17 protein-coding genes and 1 pseudogene are annotated in these 15,826 nt (G+C 68.3%); 7 read left to right on the forward strand and 11 right to left on the reverse strand.

Annotated features, from left to right (window positions below; translation table 11 throughout):
• Positions 1-138: 138 nt before the first annotated feature.
• Positions 139-975 (reverse strand): NmrA family NAD(P)-binding protein, encoded by an 837-nt coding sequence (locus tag H1D24_RS13690; RefSeq protein ID WP_181657768.1) that lies wholly within the window; start codon positions 973-975, stop codon positions 139-141.
• A gap of 82 nt (positions 976-1,057) precedes the next feature.
• On the opposite strand from H1D24_RS13690, the gene H1D24_RS13695 reads away from it, so the two are divergent.
• On the forward strand, positions 1,058-1,999 hold the full coding sequence (locus H1D24_RS13695) for an AraC family transcriptional regulator (RefSeq protein ID WP_181657770.1): 942 nt from the start codon (positions 1,058-1,060) through the stop codon (positions 1,997-1,999).
• A gap of 250 nt (positions 2,000-2,249) precedes the next feature.
• On the opposite strand, the gene H1D24_RS13700 is transcribed toward H1D24_RS13695, so the two are convergent.
• On the reverse strand, positions 2,250-2,819 hold the full coding sequence (locus H1D24_RS13700) for a TetR/AcrR family transcriptional regulator (RefSeq protein ID WP_258564055.1): 570 nt from the start codon (positions 2,817-2,819) through the stop codon (positions 2,250-2,252).
• 84 nt (positions 2,820-2,903) lie between these two features.
• On the opposite strand from H1D24_RS13700, the gene H1D24_RS13705 reads away from it, so the two are divergent.
• Positions 2,904-3,827: an SDR family NAD(P)-dependent oxidoreductase gene (locus H1D24_RS13705; protein WP_181657772.1), complete on the forward strand. Its 924-nt coding sequence runs from the start codon at positions 2,904-2,906 to the stop codon at positions 3,825-3,827.
• A 230-nt stretch (positions 3,828-4,057) separates the two neighbouring features.
• Here the strand turns inward: H1D24_RS13705 and H1D24_RS13710 are convergent, their stop codons facing one another.
• Positions 4,058-4,294 carry a hypothetical protein gene (locus tag H1D24_RS13710; RefSeq protein ID WP_181657774.1) on the reverse strand — a complete coding sequence of 79 codons (237 nt, stop codon included), beginning with the start codon at positions 4,292-4,294 and terminating at the stop codon, positions 4,058-4,060.
• Between the two features lie 549 nt (positions 4,295-4,843).
• Here H1D24_RS13710 and lgt point away from each other — a divergent pair.
• Positions 4,844-5,614: pseudogene (lgt, locus tag H1D24_RS13715) on the forward strand (prolipoprotein diacylglyceryl transferase); the annotation flags it as partial.
• 84 nt (positions 5,615-5,698) lie between these two features.
• On the opposite strand, the gene H1D24_RS13720 reads toward lgt, so the two are convergent.
• Positions 5,699-6,622 carry a LysR family transcriptional regulator gene (locus tag H1D24_RS13720; RefSeq protein WP_181657776.1) on the reverse strand — a complete coding sequence of 308 codons (924 nt, stop codon included), beginning with the start codon at positions 6,620-6,622 and terminating at the stop codon, positions 5,699-5,701.
• Between the two features lie 179 nt (positions 6,623-6,801).
• Here H1D24_RS13720 and H1D24_RS13725 point away from each other — a divergent pair, with 179 nt between their 5' ends.
• The 3 genes from H1D24_RS13725 to H1D24_RS13735 are packed head-to-tail and all read left to right on the forward strand — an operon-like array spanning position 6,802 to position 9,045.
• On the forward strand, positions 6,802-7,674 hold the full coding sequence (locus tag H1D24_RS13725) for a DODA-type extradiol aromatic ring-opening family dioxygenase (RefSeq protein WP_181657777.1): 873 nt from the start codon (positions 6,802-6,804) through the stop codon (positions 7,672-7,674).
• The gene (locus tag H1D24_RS13730) at positions 7,671-7,958 is read left to right on the forward strand and encodes a hypothetical protein (RefSeq protein WP_181657779.1); all 288 of its coding nucleotides are present in this window, start codon (positions 7,671-7,673) and stop codon (positions 7,956-7,958) included. The genes H1D24_RS13725 and H1D24_RS13730 overlap by 4 nt, the downstream gene beginning before the upstream one ends.
• A 49-nt stretch (positions 7,959-8,007) precedes the next feature.
• Positions 8,008-9,045 (forward strand): fumarylacetoacetate hydrolase family protein, encoded by a 1,038-nt coding sequence (locus H1D24_RS13735; RefSeq protein ID WP_181657781.1) that lies wholly within the window; start codon positions 8,008-8,010, stop codon positions 9,043-9,045.
• Positions 9,046-9,104: 59 nt separating this feature from the next.
• Here the strand turns inward: H1D24_RS13735 and H1D24_RS13740 are convergent, their stop codons facing one another.
• From H1D24_RS13740 to H1D24_RS13760, 5 genes are all read right to left on the reverse strand, one after another.
• A complete protein-coding gene (locus H1D24_RS13740; RefSeq protein ID WP_181657783.1) occupies positions 9,105-10,238 on the reverse strand; it encodes an FAD-dependent monooxygenase in 1,134 nt (377 codons plus the stop codon).
• A 37-nt stretch (positions 10,239-10,275) separates the two neighbouring features.
• On the reverse strand, positions 10,276-10,761 hold the full coding sequence (locus H1D24_RS13745; RefSeq protein WP_181657785.1) for a DoxX family protein: 486 nt from the start codon (positions 10,759-10,761) through the stop codon (positions 10,276-10,278).
• Positions 10,762-10,837: 76 nt separating this feature from the next.
• The gene (locus tag H1D24_RS13750; RefSeq protein WP_181657786.1) at positions 10,838-11,884 is read right to left on the reverse strand and encodes a fumarylacetoacetate hydrolase family protein; all 1,047 of its coding nucleotides are present in this window, start codon (positions 11,882-11,884) and stop codon (positions 10,838-10,840) included.
• Positions 11,881-12,168 (reverse strand): hypothetical protein, encoded by a 288-nt coding sequence (locus tag H1D24_RS13755; protein ID WP_181657788.1) that lies wholly within the window; start codon positions 12,166-12,168, stop codon positions 11,881-11,883. The genes H1D24_RS13750 and H1D24_RS13755 overlap by 4 nt, the downstream gene beginning before the upstream one ends.
• Complete coding sequence (locus tag H1D24_RS13760; protein WP_181657790.1) at positions 12,168-13,043, reverse strand: DODA-type extradiol aromatic ring-opening family dioxygenase; 876 nt, start codon at positions 13,041-13,043, stop codon at positions 12,168-12,170. The genes H1D24_RS13755 and H1D24_RS13760 overlap by 1 nt, the downstream gene beginning before the upstream one ends.
• Before the next feature lie 318 nt (positions 13,044-13,361).
• On the opposite strand from H1D24_RS13760, the gene H1D24_RS13765 reads away from it, so the two are divergent.
• The gene (locus tag H1D24_RS13765) at positions 13,362-14,360 is read left to right on the forward strand and encodes a LysR family transcriptional regulator (protein ID WP_181657792.1); all 999 of its coding nucleotides are present in this window, start codon (positions 13,362-13,364) and stop codon (positions 14,358-14,360) included.
• Positions 14,361-14,415: 55 nt separating this feature from the next.
• On the opposite strand, the gene H1D24_RS13770 is transcribed toward H1D24_RS13765, so the two are convergent.
• Together H1D24_RS13770 and H1D24_RS13775 are read right to left on the reverse strand one after the other, a co-directional pair.
• The gene (locus H1D24_RS13770; RefSeq protein ID WP_181657793.1) at positions 14,416-15,066 is read right to left on the reverse strand and encodes a CoA transferase subunit B; all 651 of its coding nucleotides are present in this window, start codon (positions 15,064-15,066) and stop codon (positions 14,416-14,418) included.
• A complete protein-coding gene (locus H1D24_RS13775) occupies positions 15,063-15,818 on the reverse strand; it encodes a CoA transferase subunit A (protein WP_181657795.1) in 756 nt (251 codons plus the stop codon). The genes H1D24_RS13770 and H1D24_RS13775 overlap by 4 nt, the downstream gene beginning before the upstream one ends.
• Positions 15,819-15,826 lie beyond the last annotated feature (8 nt).

The following is a 15,826-nucleotide window of genomic DNA, read 5'->3' on the forward strand; positions in this document are numbered from 1 at the left end:
CGGCGGGTAGCCGTCGTCCAGGAGGACTACTGGTGAGGCGCCTGCCCGGGCATGGGCGGCATCCTGCAAGGCACTGCTGGGCCGCCCCGAGCACGCGCACCTGTTCACCGGGAAGGTGAGACCTGCAGGCAGGACACGTCAGGTGTTCCAGACTCCTGCTTCGGCGGCGGTGCGGGCGTAGTCGGCGAAGGCCCTGGGCCGACGGCCGAGTACCTTCTCCACGTCATCGGTGACCGAGGCCAGAGTGCCGGCGTGGATCTGGGCGTACAGATCGACGGTCAGCTGCACCCATTCCTCGGGCACACCGTGCGCACGCTGCTCGGCGGCGTACTCCTCGGGCGACAGCGGGGTGTAGCGGATGTCGCGGCCGGTCGCGTCGGCGATCTGTGCGACCGCGTCGGCGAACGACATCGCCTGCGGGCCGCTCAGCCCATAGGTCGCTCCGGCGTGCCCGGTCTCGGTCAGGGCGGCTACGGCGACGGCGGCGATGTCCTCGGCATCGACGAACGCCTCCGTGCCGTCTCCGGCTGGCAGCCGCACGTCACCGGACAGGACGGCGTCATGCAAGAAGTCCTCGCTGAAGTTCTGGAAGAACCACCGCAGCCGGAGCACCGTGGCCTCCAGGCCCGCCTGGCCCAGCGACCGCTCGGCCGCCACCGCGTGCTCCAGTCCCGGGGCGCCGGTGTCGGGAAAGGAGACCAGCACCGCCCGACGCACCCCGGCCTCGAAAGCCTGGCGGGCGAAGGCGGCGATGTCGTCGGCCGCCTGTGCGCTCCCGAGATCAGGAGCGACCAGATACACCCCGCCCACCCCGCTCAGCGCCGGCTCCCAGGTGGTGCGATCACGCCAGTCGAAGCGCACCTCCCCGGAGCGGGAGGCGGCCCGCGCCGGAACTCCCCGGTCCTTCAGTTGCCGCAGCACGCGGCGGCCGGTCTTGCCGGTGGCGCCGGTCACCAGAATCGTCTCGTTGCTCATGCCCTCCAGCGAACCAGCCGCCGCCGACGGCGGACATGGCGACCGCGCTCGCGTCCATACGCATTCGTCTACGCTGGCCTGCATGGCCCCCCAGATTCCCACCGGAGCGGACCCGCTGACCGAGCTACTGAACGGGGTACGGACCGTCGGAGCGGTCTTCAACCAGTCGACGCTCTCCGGCACCTGGGCAGTGCGCTTCGAGGACGGATCGCCACTCGCATTGGCCGTGTCACTGCAAGGCCCCGTCTGGGTGCTCCCCCAGGACGGTGAGCCGGTGCTTCTCGGCCCGGGGGACGTGGCGGTACTCAGCGGCGGCAACCCGTACATGATCGCGGACGACCCGGACGCCGAGCCGGGCGTGGTGATCGGTCCCGGTGGCCGCTGCACGACCGTGGACGGACAGGACACACGCACCACCCAGGGCCCCGGCAGCACGGTGCTGCTGAACGGCCTGTACACGGTGGACCACGGTGTGCCCGGACAGCTACTGGCCGCGTTGCCCGCACTCGCCGTCGTCCGGGCGGGGCAAGGGCCCTGCCCGATCAGCCCGGCAGCGTTCGAGGACATCACCCGCCCCGAACCGGGCCGACAGGTCATGCTCGACCGGATGCTGGACCTGATGCTCATCACCGCCCTGCGCTCCTGGTTCACCCGCCCCGGCGCCCAGGTCCCCGCCTGGTACCGCGCACACGGCGACCCCGTCGTCGGACCGGCGCTACGGCTGCTGACCGCCGGCCCCGCCCACCCCTGGACAGTCGAGGCCCTGGCGGCAAAGACAGGCGTCTCACGCGCGGCGCTGGCCCGGCGCTTCACCACCCTGGTCGGCCAGCCCCCGATGACCTACCTGCGCGAGCACCGGCTCGCCCTCGCTGCCGACCTGCTGCGCGAGCCCGGAGCGACAGTCGGCGCCGTGGCCGGCAAGGTCGGCTTCTCCAGCGCCTTCGCCCTCAGCGCCACATTCAAGAAGGTGCGCGGCATCAGCCCGAGTGAACACCGAACCAGCGAGACACGGGCCAAGGACTGACAGCGGGTAAGCAGGCGCCCGGTCTCAAGGTCAACCCCCGAAGGACTTACGGCGCCAACCACTTAGGCGTCTGTGCTGGCCAGAGCCCCGAAGCTGTTCCGCGAGTCGTCACATCGGCCGGGGCCATTACGGCTTCGCGGCCCCACTCGGCGGCCCGTCGGCGGGCTCGGTACGCCTTCTGTCGGCAGGCGAGGTGGCCGTAGAGGGCGTCCCGGCGGTGGCCGCGACGGCGGCGTACCCCCGCGGCCGGTCAGCGGGCGGTGAGCCCGGTGAGCAGGAGGGCGAGCCATCGGGCGCGGGCGGTGGGTGGCTGGTCGGCGGGGAGCGTGGAGAGCATCAGGTACAGGTCGTCGAGGGTGAAGTCGGCGCGCAGACCGCCCTGGGCTTGTGCGGTGCGGATGAGCGGACCGAGGGCCTGGGTGACGCGGGTCTCGACCTCCTGCATGGCGGGGTGGGCTGCGTGGTCGGCGCCGAGCGCGGATGCGGCTGCTTTGACGGTGTGGTTGTGGGCGACGGTGTCCATCACACGGCTGAGGAAGCCGGTGAGTTCCGCCATCGCGGGTGAACCCTGGCTCTCGCGTTGCAGGCACTCTTCGGCGTCGTCGGCGAGCGTTTCGAACGAGGCGGTGACCACGGCTGTGACCAGGTCGTTCTTGTTCGGGAAGTGCTTGTACAGGGTGCCCACGGCGACACCCGCCGCGGCAGCTATCTGCTCCATCGAGACCTCGGGCCCGTGCTCGGTGATCTGCTCATGCGCCGCGGTCATGATCCGGGCGCGGTTGCGGGCCGCGTCGGCACGCAGCGGTCGGGGTGAGGTCATGGAGCCCTCCGGGACCATTTGACGAAAGGTGAATGATGCTTCACTCTACATGGTGAAGCATCATTCACGTTATGGAGATTGATCATGGCCAGCACAAGCAACCGGTGGACCGAACAGGACATCCCCGACCAGAACGGCAAGGTCGCCGTCGTCACCGGCGCCAACAGCGGCCTCGGGATGCAGACCGCACGGGCCCTGGCCGAGCATGGCGCGCACGTCGTCCTCGCCGTGCGCAACCTCGACAAGGGCCGCGAGGCCCTCGCCCGCATCAGGGAGAGCGCCCCGGGCGCCAAGCTCAGCCTCCAGCGCCTGGACCTCGCCTCCCTCAAATCGGTACGCGAGGCCGCCGCTGAGCTGCACGCCGCACATCCGAAGATCGACCTGCTCATCAACAACGCGGGCGTGATGTACACGCCCCCGGCGAAGACCGAGGACGGGTTCGACATGCAGTTCGGGGTCAACCACCTCGGGCACTTCGCGCTCACCGGCCTGCTGCTGGACCTGATGCTGCCCGTGCCCGGCTCCCGGGTGGTCACCGTCAGCAGCTTCGGCCACCGCATCCGGGCCGACATCCACTTCGACGACCTGCAGTTCGATCGCTCCTACAACGCGGTTGTCGCCTACGGGCAGTCCAAGCTGGCCAACCTGATGTTCACCTACGAACTCCAGCGCCGCCTCGCCCCGCACCACACCACCATCGCCGCCGCCGCGCATCCCGGCGCCGCGGATACCGAGCTCAATCAGAACATGCGCGGCCTGGCGCGCAAGGGGGCCGAACTGATCCAGCCCCTGTTCACCCAGTCGGCCGCCATGGGAGCGCTGCCCGCCCTCAGGGCGGCCACCGATCCCGCCGTCACCGGCGGCCAGTTCTACGGCCCCAAAGGCATGGGCGGAACCCGCGGATACCCCAAGGTGGTCGCCTCCAGCAAGAAGTCCCACGACACAGCCGTCCAGCAGCGCCTGTGGGCCGTGTCCGAGCAGCTCACCGACGTCCGGTTCTCCGTCTGAGACCTCCACCCGCGATCCGGCCGACCAACACGACGGGCAGGATCGTGGCGATCCGCAGGAGGTTGCCGCCCATGTCGAAGTGGTCGCCGGTCGGCGCCCATCACGACGCCACACCAAGACTCGTGGCCAGCGGCCAGCAGACGCTGATCCGCGTCAACCGGCTCGAGCAGTGAGCAGGGTCTGAGTAGGCATCACAACCTGCCTCCGCGCTGCTCGGCGGCGCTGGCTGCTTACTCTGTCCTCTGGCAGGGCGCGGGCAAGGCGGTGACCTGGCCCTGGCGCCGCACACGTGCCTGCGTCTTCAGGGCGAGGTTCTCGTGGTAGAGGTTCGCGGTCACTGTGGCGAGCGCATCGAGTTGCTCTTCCAGCGTGCTGATCCGACCGTTCGCCGTGCACAACTGACGCCGCGCCGCGGCGAGTTCGGCGTCGTGCACGGTCGGGGCGGGCCGGCGGACGGGGCGAGGCACGCGTATGTCCCACTCGGCCAGGATCTCCTCGGCGCGGTGGACCGTGGCATGGCTGACCTGGGCCTCGCGGGCGAGGTTCTCCTTGGTCAGGGCACTGTCGGTGTGCAGGGGTGCGCCGGGCTGAGTGAGGGCGCTCGCTCAGGTGGCGAGGGCACGCCTTTGGTGGGCGGAGCGCCACATGATGCAGGAAACCTCCGATTCACCCGTTCGGCGAGTCGTGAAGTTGTGTGGACCGGGCGGTGGCCGCTCCTGAGAAGCTCACCGCGACGTATCAGCGCTCTCTATTTTGGACATCTGCATTCGTGATTTCCGCATGCCGTGCATTCGTACTTAACATGAGTGATCAAACTCGATGTCCTGCCCGAATTCAGGACGGATGTATGCGCAGGCCTGCTGGCCCGCAGACCTGCTGTTCCTGCACGGCAGTGAAGGCAACGGGGGAAATCGATGCCAAGGAGCGGGCGCGCGCCTTGACCTGACCGGAGCAAGTGCGTCACGCATACGCATTTTTCCCTGCACTCGAAAGGTTTACGATCCCTCGTGCCCGTAATTCTTGCCGCATTTCCCAGCCCGCCGACAGACGCCATCCACCTCGGACCGCTTCCGCTGCGTGGGTACGCCTTCGCCATCATCCTGGGCGTTTTCGTCGCCGTCTGGCTCGGCAACCGCCGCTGGGTGCAGCGCGGCGGTCAGGCGGGTGCGATAGCGGACATCGCGGTGTGGGCGGTGCCGTTCGGGCTCGTGGGTGGGCGTCTGTACCACGTGATCACCGACTACCAGTTGTACTTCGGCGAAGGCCGGAACTGGGTTGATGCCTTCAAGATCTGGGAGGGCGGCCTCGGTATCTGGGGCGCCATCGCCCTCGGCGCCCTCGGGGCCTGGCTCGGCTGCCGCCGCAAGGGAATCGCCCTCCCCGCCTACGCCGACGCGGTCGCTCCCGGTATCGCTCTTGCGCAAGCCATCGGCCGGTGGGGCAACTGGTTCAACCAGGAGCTGTACGGCCGCCCCACGGATCTTCCGTGGGCCTGGCGGATCGACAACGGAACTGACAACGGCCTGTTCCACCCGACCTTCCTGTACGAGTCGCTGTGGTGTGTGGGCGTCGTCGTACTGGTCATCTGGGCGGAGCGCCGGTTCAAGCTCGACGGGGGACGGGTGTTCGCCCTCTACGTCGCCGCGTACTGCGCCGGCCGCGTCTGGATCGAATCCCTGCGCATAGACGAGGTCAACCATCTCCTCGGCCTGCGCTTCAACATCTGGACCTCGCTCGTCGTCTTCCTGCTCGCCAGTGCGTATCTGTTCGCCTCGGGCCGTAGGCGCGCCATGTCGGCGGTGACGCCGTAAGCGGCGCTGCCCGTTGACCGCGCGCTGTGACGCGGGCGGCCACATTCGCGGACAGCGGCGTCAGCTCGATACGGACTCGCTGAGCGCGAGAGCCTCCGCGTCATGGAACAGGCCGCGGAGCCATTGATGGCCGGCGTCGGCGGTGTGCGTGGGGTGCCACCACAAGGCCAGCACCAGGGGCGCCAGCGGGACCGGGCACTGCATGACGCGCACCTGGTCCATCCGCGGGGCGAGCCGGGTCAGGCGCTTCTGTATGAGAGCGATGTGGTTGGTTCCGGCTACGAGCGACGGGAGTGCGGAGTAGCTCTCGGCGATCATCCTGGGGTGGGGCTCGATCCCGTGGACGCGCAGTTCGCGGATCGCCGTGGTCAGCGCGCTGAGGCGGCGGAACGTGTACGCCCAGGGCAGGTCGGCCAGGTGCTTCTTGCTGAGTTCTTCGCCCACGGCCTGGTTGTCCGTGGAGACCAGGCACACCCACTCGTCGTGCAGCAGGTCCTCGTAGGGCAGGCCGACCAGATAGCTGTGCGGCATGACCACCGCGTCGAGGCCGCGCAGTGTCTCGGGCGCCCCTTCCAGCATGTCGGCGGTGAGGGTACGCAGGTGGAGCTGGATGCCGGGGGCGCGGTCGCTGAGGAGGCGGGAGAGCGCAGGGCCCAGCACGGTGGCCGTGTAGTCCGACACGGCCACCGTGAAGGTGCGCTCGGACGCCGCCGGGTCGAAGTCTGCCTGGAGCGAGAACGCGCGCTCGGCCATGGCCACCGCTTCCGCGGCGTGCTCCAGCAACTGCAGGGCCAGTGGCGAGAGTTGATAGGAGTTGCCGACGCGGGTGAGCAGCTCATCACGGTAATGGCGGCGCAGTTTGGCCAGGGCGGCGCTGGCGGCCGGCTGGCTTTGGCCCAACCGTTCCGCGGCGCGTGTGACGCTGCGTTCTTCCAGTAGTGCCTGGAGCGCGCGAAGCAGGTTGAAGTCCATCGTTCTCGGCATGTTCCAACCTTACTGGGGTTATCGGCTCCACGAATATCGGGTATAGGCAATATCACCTTCCGCTATTCGAGGTGGCTTCCTAGGCTCGCAGCACAGCGGCCCGCAGGGCATTTCGCGGATACCCGGGTGAAGCACCTGAACGGGCCTGGCCATCTCCAGCCACGTCTTCGGAAGGCACCATGGCACGCCTCGTTGAAGTGATGTGCGCCCCGCACGACCCCACAATCCCCGCGACACGGCACCGTCGCGCGACCCTGCCCGAGGGCGAGATGCGCACCCTCGAAGCCTTCGAACTGCTGCAGGCGCGGCTCGACGCCGCGCGGCCGGACGTGATCGTCATGGTCTCCGGCGACCACCTGAACCAGTGGTTCATGGACGACATGCCGCAGTTCCTCATCGGCAAGGCCCCTCGCGCCCGCGGCCCGTTCCCGCACGAACGCCACGCGTTCGGCCTGGACGACTATGACACCGAGATCGAAGGCGCCCTGGCCCGCCATCTCCTCAACAAGGGGATAGAAGGCCACTTCGACCTGTCGTACTCCAACGAGTTCACCCTCGACCACGGCTTCGTCGTGCCGCTCTCCCTGCTCCGCCCCGAGCAGGACACCCCCGTCGTACCGCTGTTCACGAACGTCATGGCGCCACCCATTCCGCCCGGCCGCCGCTTCCACGAGCTGGGCCACGCCGTCCGCGAACTCATCGAGGGCTTCGACGCGGACACCAGGGTCGCGGTCGTCACCAGTGGACACATGACCAACAACATCGGCGGCCCGGAGATGCTCGACTTCGCCGAACAGCCCCTGACCGACTGGGACACGTCGACCTGGCACCGCCTGCACCACGGTGACATCGGCGAACTCGTGGACGAGTGCACATTCGACCACCTCTACAGCCACGGTCACGGGACTCCCGGCTTCCTCGACTACGTCTTCGCCCTCGGGCTCGTCGGCGATGAGCGGCCCGACTGGTCCGAACTCACCTCCGGCCCCACGCAGCTCCCGGCCGCATTCCTGCAGTGGACGGACCGCACTCTGAACGGAGCCGCGCGATGAACCGGTACGGCGTGAACAAGGTCATGTACGACGTCTATCGGGACAACGACAACGCGACGGCGTTCACCAGTGACCCCAGCGCCTATCTGGCGCCGTACGACCTGACCGACGAAGAGTCGAAGGCACTGACGAATCGCGATGTCCGTCGCCTGGTCGAGGGCGGTGCCCACCCGTTCCTCGTCTTCAACTTTGCCCTGTGTCTCGCGGGCGGCTTCAGCATCGAGTTCTGCCTCGAGTACGTGAACAACCTCCGCGGACTCGACGTCGGCGACATCACCACCTGATCCGCCGACGTCCCAAGCCGCATCTGCCGATCCAAGAAAAGGGGCCGCTATGACCAGCACCTCCAAGGACATCCACCAAGCCACCGGGCTGCGTGAAGGAACCTTCGGCATCGCCACTCTGGCGCAGGGCGACCGGGTCTTCCCCGCCCTCGTGAAGCCCAACGCAGACGTCGTCGATGTATCGCACCGCTTCCACGACACCCACGCCATCTTCGACGACTGGGAGCGCGCCTTCGACGAGCTGCTCCGTATAGCGGAGGAGGTCGAGGCCCATCTGCACCTGGGCGATCTGCGGATCCTGCCGCCGCTCGCGCGGCCGAACGTGCTGTGCGCCGGCGCCAACAACAGGACGCACTCGGCGCAGATGCTCACGAAGAACGCCTTCAATCAGCACAATCGCCTCGAAGGCGAGAGCGACGAGGAGTTCTTCCACCGCAACTTCGCCCTGATGGAGAAGCGTGCGAAGGAAGGCGTCCCCTTCCTGTGGACGAGCCTGCACTCCGCGCTCACGGGTGCCGACGCCGACGTCGTCCTGCCGCCTCTCGGTGAGCAGCACGACTGGGAGCTGGAAATCGCGGGGGTCATCGGACGGTCAGGGCGCTACGTCTCCCGCGAAGAGGCCAAGCAGATGATCGCCGGTTACACCATCGTCGACGACCTCGGTTCCGTGGATGTCTTCCGGCGTACCGACATCCCGTGGGGTTACGACTGGATCAGCAAGCACCAGCCGACGTTCAAGCCGACCGGGCCGTTCATCGTCCCTGCCGCGTTCGTCGAGATGGACGACAGCGTGCGCATCAGCCTCTCCGTCAACGGCGAGGTCATGCAGGACTGGCGCGTCAACGACTGGATCTTCGACATGGCCACGCTCGTCGCCTATGCCTCCGAGCGGGTCCGCCTGACGCCCGGCGACCTCCTGCTCGCCGGTTCTCCGCCCGGAAACGGAATGCACCACGGTGGCCGCTTCCTCAAGGACGGCGATGTGATCGACAGTTCCATCACCGGCCTCGGCCGTCAGCGCAACACCTGCGTGCGGGAGGACATCGGCGACCGCACTCCCGCCATCGGCCACTGGCCCGCGCAGTAGCCGCTCGGTCAATCTCCGCAACAGCCCTTGTCGTTGCGGAGGTTGACCGACCCTGATGCTCAGTACGGTGCCGCCAACGCCTTGAGCGCTCGCGCGCGAAGGGCGTTCTGCTCGGAGATCGGTTGGCCACGCTGCAGCATCGTGCCGATCTCCACACTCGTCTCTACCACGAGGCGAGTCCGCTCGAAGCGGCGCTTCATGAACCGCGCCAGAACCTCCTCGACGCCGCCGCCCGCCGCGACCTCCTGGCCGAGCACCACGCCGTCCTCGATGGCCATCGCGCCGCCGTTCGCCAGGTGGGCAGTGGTGGCGTGCGAGGCGTCTCCGATGAGGAGAGTGCGGCCCCGGTACCAGGGATCCGGGGTCAGCAACCAGTCGTAGTCGTTGACCAGGATCGTTGAATCGTCGGTCATGCGCTGCCGCAACGCGGCAGGCAGCGGTGCGGAGAACGCGGAGAGGATCTCGGTGACCATCCGGCGGGCCGCGTCCTGGCCGATCCGGGGTTTCTCCACGTAGTTACGGCCGGTGGCCAGGTACATCCGGCCGTCGAGCAGCCGGAAGAGCACGACGAGAGTTCCCGACTCCTGGTAGAACCCGTCGGGTCCGACATCCGGAACGTCCTCGACGAGCCAGCGGAGCATGGTCGTGCCCGAGTAGGTCGGACGCACCGCGTCCCCGAAGACGAGGCTGCGCGTCGCGGACCGCACGCCGTCCGCCCCGACGACGAGATCGTAGGATCCCTGCAGTCCGTCGGTCAGCACGGCGGTCACACCGACCTCGGACTGCCGCACCGCTCTGATGCCCACGCCGGTGCGGATCCTCGCACCGGCGGCTTTCGCCGCGTCGCGAAGGATGCTCGCGAAGGCGGGACGGTAGATGAACAGCCCCTGGGGCAGGCCCGTGGAGGGCCCGGGCGGCATCGGTGGCCCCGGCAGCGGCCGCCCTGCCCCGTCGTAGTACCTCCACACCTCCTGCGGCGAACGTGCCACCCCTTCTTCTACGCAGCGGTTCAGAACACCCAACTCGTGCAGGCCGTCCATGGCCCGGCCCATCAGCGTGATGCCCGCACCGGCTGCCGGCTGGTCGCGCAGTTCGACGACATCGCAGGAAACACCGTGGCGTGCCAGTGAAATCGCGGCCGTGAGGCCCGCGATGCCGCCGCCCACGATCAGTGCGCTGTTGATGCTGTTCACCAGTTGACTCCTGTCAGACAGCGGTGTGGGACGGTCCTCACGCGTCGGTGGAACTCTCCGCCTCAGTCCGCGAGGGCTGCGGCCGCGACCACCCGTCGTCCAAGCCAAGGAGCTTGTCCACGGAGTACGGACCAGGGCCGCTGAGAAGGATCACCAAAAGGCCCGCGAGGAGCATCAGGGGGATCTGGACGCCGGCACCCGTCACAGGGGCGAACCCTTCCTTCCTGTCCCACAGAAAGATCGCGATCAGCATGTGGATCGAAGCCGCGATAGCCACCTGGCGGGAGACCAGGCCGAGGATCATCAGGCTCCCCCCGCCGTAGAGGAGGATCGTCACGAACCATCCGATGAAGGTCGGGAACGGCAGGCCGAACTCCGCCTGCGAGAGTGCCCCGAACTCCGCCGGGCTGAAGTGGGTGCCGTGCGCGATCAGGACACTCCCGGTCACCAGGCGGACTATCAGCGGCGCCACCGGCGCCAGTCCCTGAACGGGGGGCACCAGAAGGGGGGATGGAGACTTCATCGTCTTCCTCTTTCGTAGAGCGGGTAGGAGAGTTGGTCGGCGGATTCGGGCATGAGTGGTGCGGCGACTGGAGGTGTCACTTGTTCTTCCAGAGACCGAAGTGCGGCTTGCGGCCGTCCAGTTCCTCGGCGACGCAGCGGTTGCGCTGCCGGCCGAGGTACGTGATCTCGGCGTCCATGACGTCGCCGTCGCGCAGGAAGCGCCCGTGGTGCGCGCCGTTCCCGGGAGGCGAGCCCATGCACACGATGTCGCCGGGCACCAGACGCACCCGCTCGGAGGCGTAGGTGATCACCTGCGCGGGGTCGAAGATGAAGTCGTTGACGGGCCAGTCCTGCATCGCGTCGCCGTTGACCGACAGACGGATACGGATGGTCTCGTCGATCTCCACGAACTGGGCCGGGACGATGAACGGTCCGGCAGGCTTGAACGTCGGCTGGTGCTTGCCGATCCAGTCGTAGCCCCACGGGATGTCCGTGCGGCGGAAGATGTCGACGGTGCCCAGGTCGTTGACGACCGTATAGCCGGCGATCATCCGCTGGGCTTCGTCCGGGCTGACGAACCGCCCGCTGCGGCCGATCACGACACCGAGCTCCAGCTCCCAGTCGGGCTGGTCGCCAAGGGCCGGCAGGACGACGTCGTCGTGCGCGCCGACCAGCGAGGAATGCATCCCCGCCCAGAAGAACGGGGTCCCGTCCACGGCCCGCTGCTTCACCATCGCGAGGTTGCGGGCGAAGAAGTCGTCGTCGCTCTCGCCCGGCAGCCTGTTGTGCTGATTGAAGTCGTTCTTCGTCAGCATCTGCGCCACGTGGGTCGCGTTGTTCGCACCCGACATCAGCAGGTTGGGGTGGCTGAGCGGCGGCAGCGGGTGGAGGGCGTCGAGGCGCAGCGTCGCCGCCCCCGCCGTGTCGGCGATGTCGCACAGGACGGCGAAGTTCGTCTCCCAGTCGTCGAAGACCTCGTGCAGGTCGCCGAAACGGTCGGACAAGTCGGCGACCGCTCCGTCGGCGTGCACCAGAGCCGGGAAGGAACGGCCGGCGGCGGCGAAGGTGCCGACCGCGAAAGTGCCGACCCGCAAACCGGTAGACGGATCGATCGCGGTGGAAGCCGCGGGGGGATTCGTCATGTCTCGAGGTCTCCTACAGTCAGGCCCTGCAGCTGGCCGAGGTACTGCTGGATGAACGGCATGCTGAAGCCGCCGGCCAGCCGAAGGGCGAAGTGGTACAGCACGAAGGGGTGGACGCCCAGCTCGAACAGCGCGCGGACGTTGCTCTCGGCGAGCGCTTTGCGCTCGACGTCCGTGAGGTCGAGGCCGGCGAGCACGGCCTCCGGGTCGGCCTGGAAGCGTTCGGCGAGTTCCTTCTCGCGGGTGATCTTCCACATGGCCCTGCTCGTCGCGTACAGACTCATCAGGCGGCCTCCGCCGTGCGCAGCGTCGTGGTGTCCCACGCGAGGAACCCGGTGGGCGGTGCGAAGGTGCTGGCGACCTTCTCCGCGTAGTCGGGAGCGCTGCCCCCGACGGCACCGAGCGCGAACACGTAATCCAGGAAGCCCGGTGTGCCGCTCCCCACGGCCAACAGCGACTCGTAGTCGCTCTCCGCGACCAGCGCCGCGGTGTCCCCGCGGGTGATCCGGTCCCACGTGCGCAGATCCCAGGGGTTGTCCGGCTGCTGCATGAACTGCGCCATCTGCGGGCCACCGATCGCGTTCGAAAGGTGACCACTGGCGATGATCGCGACCCGCAGGTCCGCCGGGTGCGCCTCGATCATCTCGACGATGGAGGCGCCGAGTTCGTAGAACCGCTGCCCGGGCGGTACCGGCGGGGCCATGACGTTGGTGAAGATCGGGACGACCGGGAGGTCCTGCTCCGGGCGCAGGAAGTTGAGCGGAACGGTGAAGCCGTGGTCCAGGACGAAATCGTCGCTGTACGAGAAGTCGATCCCTCGGCGCATTCCCGTGCGCAGCAGGTGGCGGGCCACGTCGCCTTCGAGCGCCGCGTCGTACGGGCTGACCCCGAACAATTCCTGCTCGTGCGGGAAGGGGCCGGCCGCCCGCAGCGCTTTGCCGATCGAGAAGGTCGGCATGTTGTCGTAGAACCACTGGTTGAAGTGGTCGCCGGAGACGGCGACCAGCACATCGGGGCGGGCCGCGGCGAGACGGGCACGCAACGTATCGAAATGGCCGATCGTCCGCTTGAGCGGCTCTGGTGCTTCGGCGCCCTGGGCCACGACCCCGGGCAGCGTGGGGTCGTGCGGAACGCACAACACTTGGACGACGGTGGACACACAAGCCTCGTTTCCGCAGGCAGCGATGAGTCGCTGAAGGGGGGAGTGAGTACTTTCGAACCGCGGTGCCGGCAGTCGGCTGCGGTCGCGCAGGTCGAGGGCGGCGAACCTCGCAGCACCGCGGCTGGCCACCATCGTGACCGGACACCGGCCGCGGTCATAGGCGTCGCCCGCTGTCAACTTCGTATTGCAGGTATGGATACGGTGAATGGAAGCTGGCGCAGCCGTCGCCAGATTTGTGGCACAGGTCACCGAGCCGACTCGCCAACATCACCTTGGTGCATGCAAGTAGTGACCTGCCGAGGGAGGAGAACTGCCGTGGACCGGCAACGTCACGAGGAAGCCCCCCCAGCCGTGAACGACGAGGGGGACGGCTCCGGTTCGGGGTCGCGCACGATCATCCGCAGCCAGGATCTGGTGTCGCTGCCGGTTCTGCGGGCGCTGCTGCGCGAGCGCAACGTGACGCGTGCCGGGGAGACCATCGGCCTGACGCAGTCGGCGACCAGCAACGCACTCGCCCGGCTCCGGCGGCGCTTCGGTGACGAACTCCTTGTGCGCGTCGGGCGGAGGTACGAGCTCACTCCGCTCGCGCAGGGTCTGCTGGACCGGGCGGACCAGGCATTCGACGCCCTTGAACGAGTCTTCGAGGACCCGTTCGACCCGGCGACCAGCACGCGCGAGTTCGCCCTGGCCCTGTCCGACTACTCACTCACAGTCCTGAGCGGCGCACTGGTGCCCATTCTCCGGGCCGAGGCGCCCGGGATCCGCCTGAACCTCGAACAGCTGAGCCTGCGCGGCGCCGGCGACTTCGAGGAACTCCTACGCCATTCCGACGGCGTGGTCCTGCCACCGGACTACATCCGAGGGCACCCGAGGATGCGACTGTTCCAGGACCGCTGGATCTGCCTGGTCGGCACCGAGGCGCCCGTGGGGGACACGGTGACCACGGACGACCTCGCCCACCTGCCATGGGTATCGCCATTCGGCCCGTCGCTGAGGTCGAGCGCACCACCGGTCCGTCAACTGCGCGCTCTCGGGATCGAGCCGCGGATCGAGGTGTCGGTCGACAGCTTCCATTCGGCTCCCCACCTCGTGGCGGGAACCGACCGGATCGCCTTCATCCCCGGGATGCTGGCGCGCTACCTCGACGACTTCCCGGGCCTGCGGGTGCTGTCCAGCCCGCTCGCAAGGAACGAGCATCTTCTGTCGCTCTACTGGGACGCGAGCGAGACGAACGACCCGGGGCACCGCTGGTTCCGCGGCGTACTCCAGAGGGCAGCCGCGCAGGTGATGAAGGAACAGCAGCCGACGGAGTGAGTGGCCGTGAGCCGCGACGGGCGTGCCACACAGCCACGGGCCGCGGGCGGATCGCTCAGCAGGCGGCCGTATAGGTGTCCAGACGCACAGGGGCGTGCGTGCGGGCGGCGATGGCCTCCGCGGTGACGCCGGGGGCCGTCTCGACCAGCGTGAGGCCGCCGTCTGTCACGTCGAGGACACCGAGGTCCGTGATGATGCGGTCGACGCAGCGCTCACCGGTGAGCGGCAAGGTGCATTCCGTCAGGATCTTTGGACTGCCGTCCTTGGCTGTGTGGTCCATGAGCACGATGACGCGGCGGGCGCCGTGGACGAGGTCCATCGCGCCGCCCATGCCCTTGACCATCTTGCCGGGGATCATCCAGTTGGCCAGGTCACCGCGTTGGGAGACCTGCATGGCACCCAGTACCGCCGTGTCGATGTGGCCGCCGCGGATCATGCCGAAGGAGAGGGCTGAGTCGAAGAAGCTCGCGCCGGGCAGGACGGTGACGGTCTCCTTGCCGGCGTTGATCAGATCCGGGTCGACCTCGTGGTCGTACGGGTAGGGGCCGGTGCCGAGGATGCCGTTCTCCGAGTGGAGGACGACATGCACGCCCGGCGGAAGGTGGCCGGGGATGAGCGTGGGCAGGCCGATGCCGAGGTTGACGTAGGAGCCGTCGGTGAGTTCGGCGGCGGCGCGGGCGGCCATCTGGTCGCGGGTCCAGCTCATGCTCGTACGGTCCTTTTCTCGATCTGCTTGTCGGCGGCCTCGTCGGCGGTGAGAACCACCACGCGTTGGACGAAGATGCCAGGCAAATGCACCTCGTCGGGGTGCAGTTCGCCCGGTTCGACGAGTTCCTCGACCTCGGCGATGGTGATGCGGCCGGCGGTGGCGGCCAGCGGATTGAAGTTGGCGGCCGCGCGGCGGAAGCAGAAGTTGCCGTGGCGGTCGCCGCGCCAGGCGCGGACGAGCGCGTAGTCGGTGGTGATGCTCTGCTCCAGGACGTACGGGCGGTTCGAGAAGTCGCGGGTCTCCTTCGGCGGGGCGGCCATGGCGACGGAACCATCGGGAGCGTAGCGCCAGGGCAGGCCGCCCTGAGCGACCTGGGTGCCGACGCCAGCCGGTGTGTAGAAGGCGGGGATGCCCGCGCCGCCCGCCCGCAGGCGCTCGGCGAGCGTGCCCTGCGGAACGAGCTCCACCTCCAACTCACCGGACAGGTACTGGCGGGCGAACTCCTTGTTCTCGCCGACGTAGGAGCCAGTGACCCGGGCGATGCGCCCTGCGGCGAGCAGGACGCCCAGGCCGCGTCCGTCGACCCCGCAGTTGTTGGAGACGACGCTCAACTCGCCCGCCCCCTGAGCGTGCAGAGCGCCGATCAGCACGTCGGGTACGCCGGAGAGGCCGAAGCCGCCCACGGCGAGCGAGGCGCCGTTCGGGATGTCGGCGACCGCCTCGGCGGCGCTGCCGATGACTTTGTCCACGGTGTGGT

Source organism: Streptomyces himalayensis subsp. himalayensis (genome assembly GCF_013778455.1).
GTDB lineage: Bacteria > Actinomycetota > Actinomycetes > Streptomycetales > Streptomycetaceae > Streptomyces > Streptomyces himalayensis.

Excerpts from the sequence above, each read along its gene's own strand:
- H1D24_RS13690 (WP_181657768.1), bottom strand. The coding sequence starts at position 975 with ATGAGCAACGAGACGATTCTGGTGACCGGCGCCACCGGCAAGACCGGC.
- H1D24_RS13695 (WP_181657770.1), top strand. The coding sequence starts at position 1,058 with ATGGCCCCCCAGATTCCCACCGGAGCGGACCCGCTGACCGAGCTACTG.
- H1D24_RS13700 (WP_258564055.1), bottom strand. The coding sequence starts at position 2,819 with ATGACCTCACCCCGACCGCTGCGTGCCGACGCGGCCCGCAACCGCGCC.
- H1D24_RS13705 (WP_181657772.1), top strand. The coding sequence starts at position 2,904 with ATGGCCAGCACAAGCAACCGGTGGACCGAACAGGACATCCCCGACCAG.
- H1D24_RS13720 (WP_181657776.1), bottom strand. The coding sequence starts at position 6,622 with ATGCCGAGAACGATGGACTTCAACCTGCTTCGCGCGCTCCAGGCACTA.
- H1D24_RS13725 (WP_181657777.1), top strand. The coding sequence starts at position 6,802 with ATGGCACGCCTCGTTGAAGTGATGTGCGCCCCGCACGACCCCACAATC.
- H1D24_RS13730 (WP_181657779.1), top strand. The coding sequence starts at position 7,671 with ATGAACCGGTACGGCGTGAACAAGGTCATGTACGACGTCTATCGGGAC.
- H1D24_RS13735 (WP_181657781.1), top strand. The coding sequence starts at position 8,008 with ATGACCAGCACCTCCAAGGACATCCACCAAGCCACCGGGCTGCGTGAA.
- H1D24_RS13745 (WP_181657785.1), bottom strand. The coding sequence starts at position 10,761 with ATGAAGTCTCCATCCCCCCTTCTGGTGCCCCCCGTTCAGGGACTGGCG.
- H1D24_RS13750 (WP_181657786.1), bottom strand. The coding sequence starts at position 11,884 with ATGACGAATCCCCCCGCGGCTTCCACCGCGATCGATCCGTCTACCGGT.
- H1D24_RS13755 (WP_181657788.1), bottom strand. The coding sequence starts at position 12,168 with ATGAGTCTGTACGCGACGAGCAGGGCCATGTGGAAGATCACCCGCGAG.
- H1D24_RS13770 (WP_181657793.1), bottom strand. The coding sequence starts at position 15,066 with ATGAGCTGGACCCGCGACCAGATGGCCGCCCGCGCCGCCGCCGAACTC.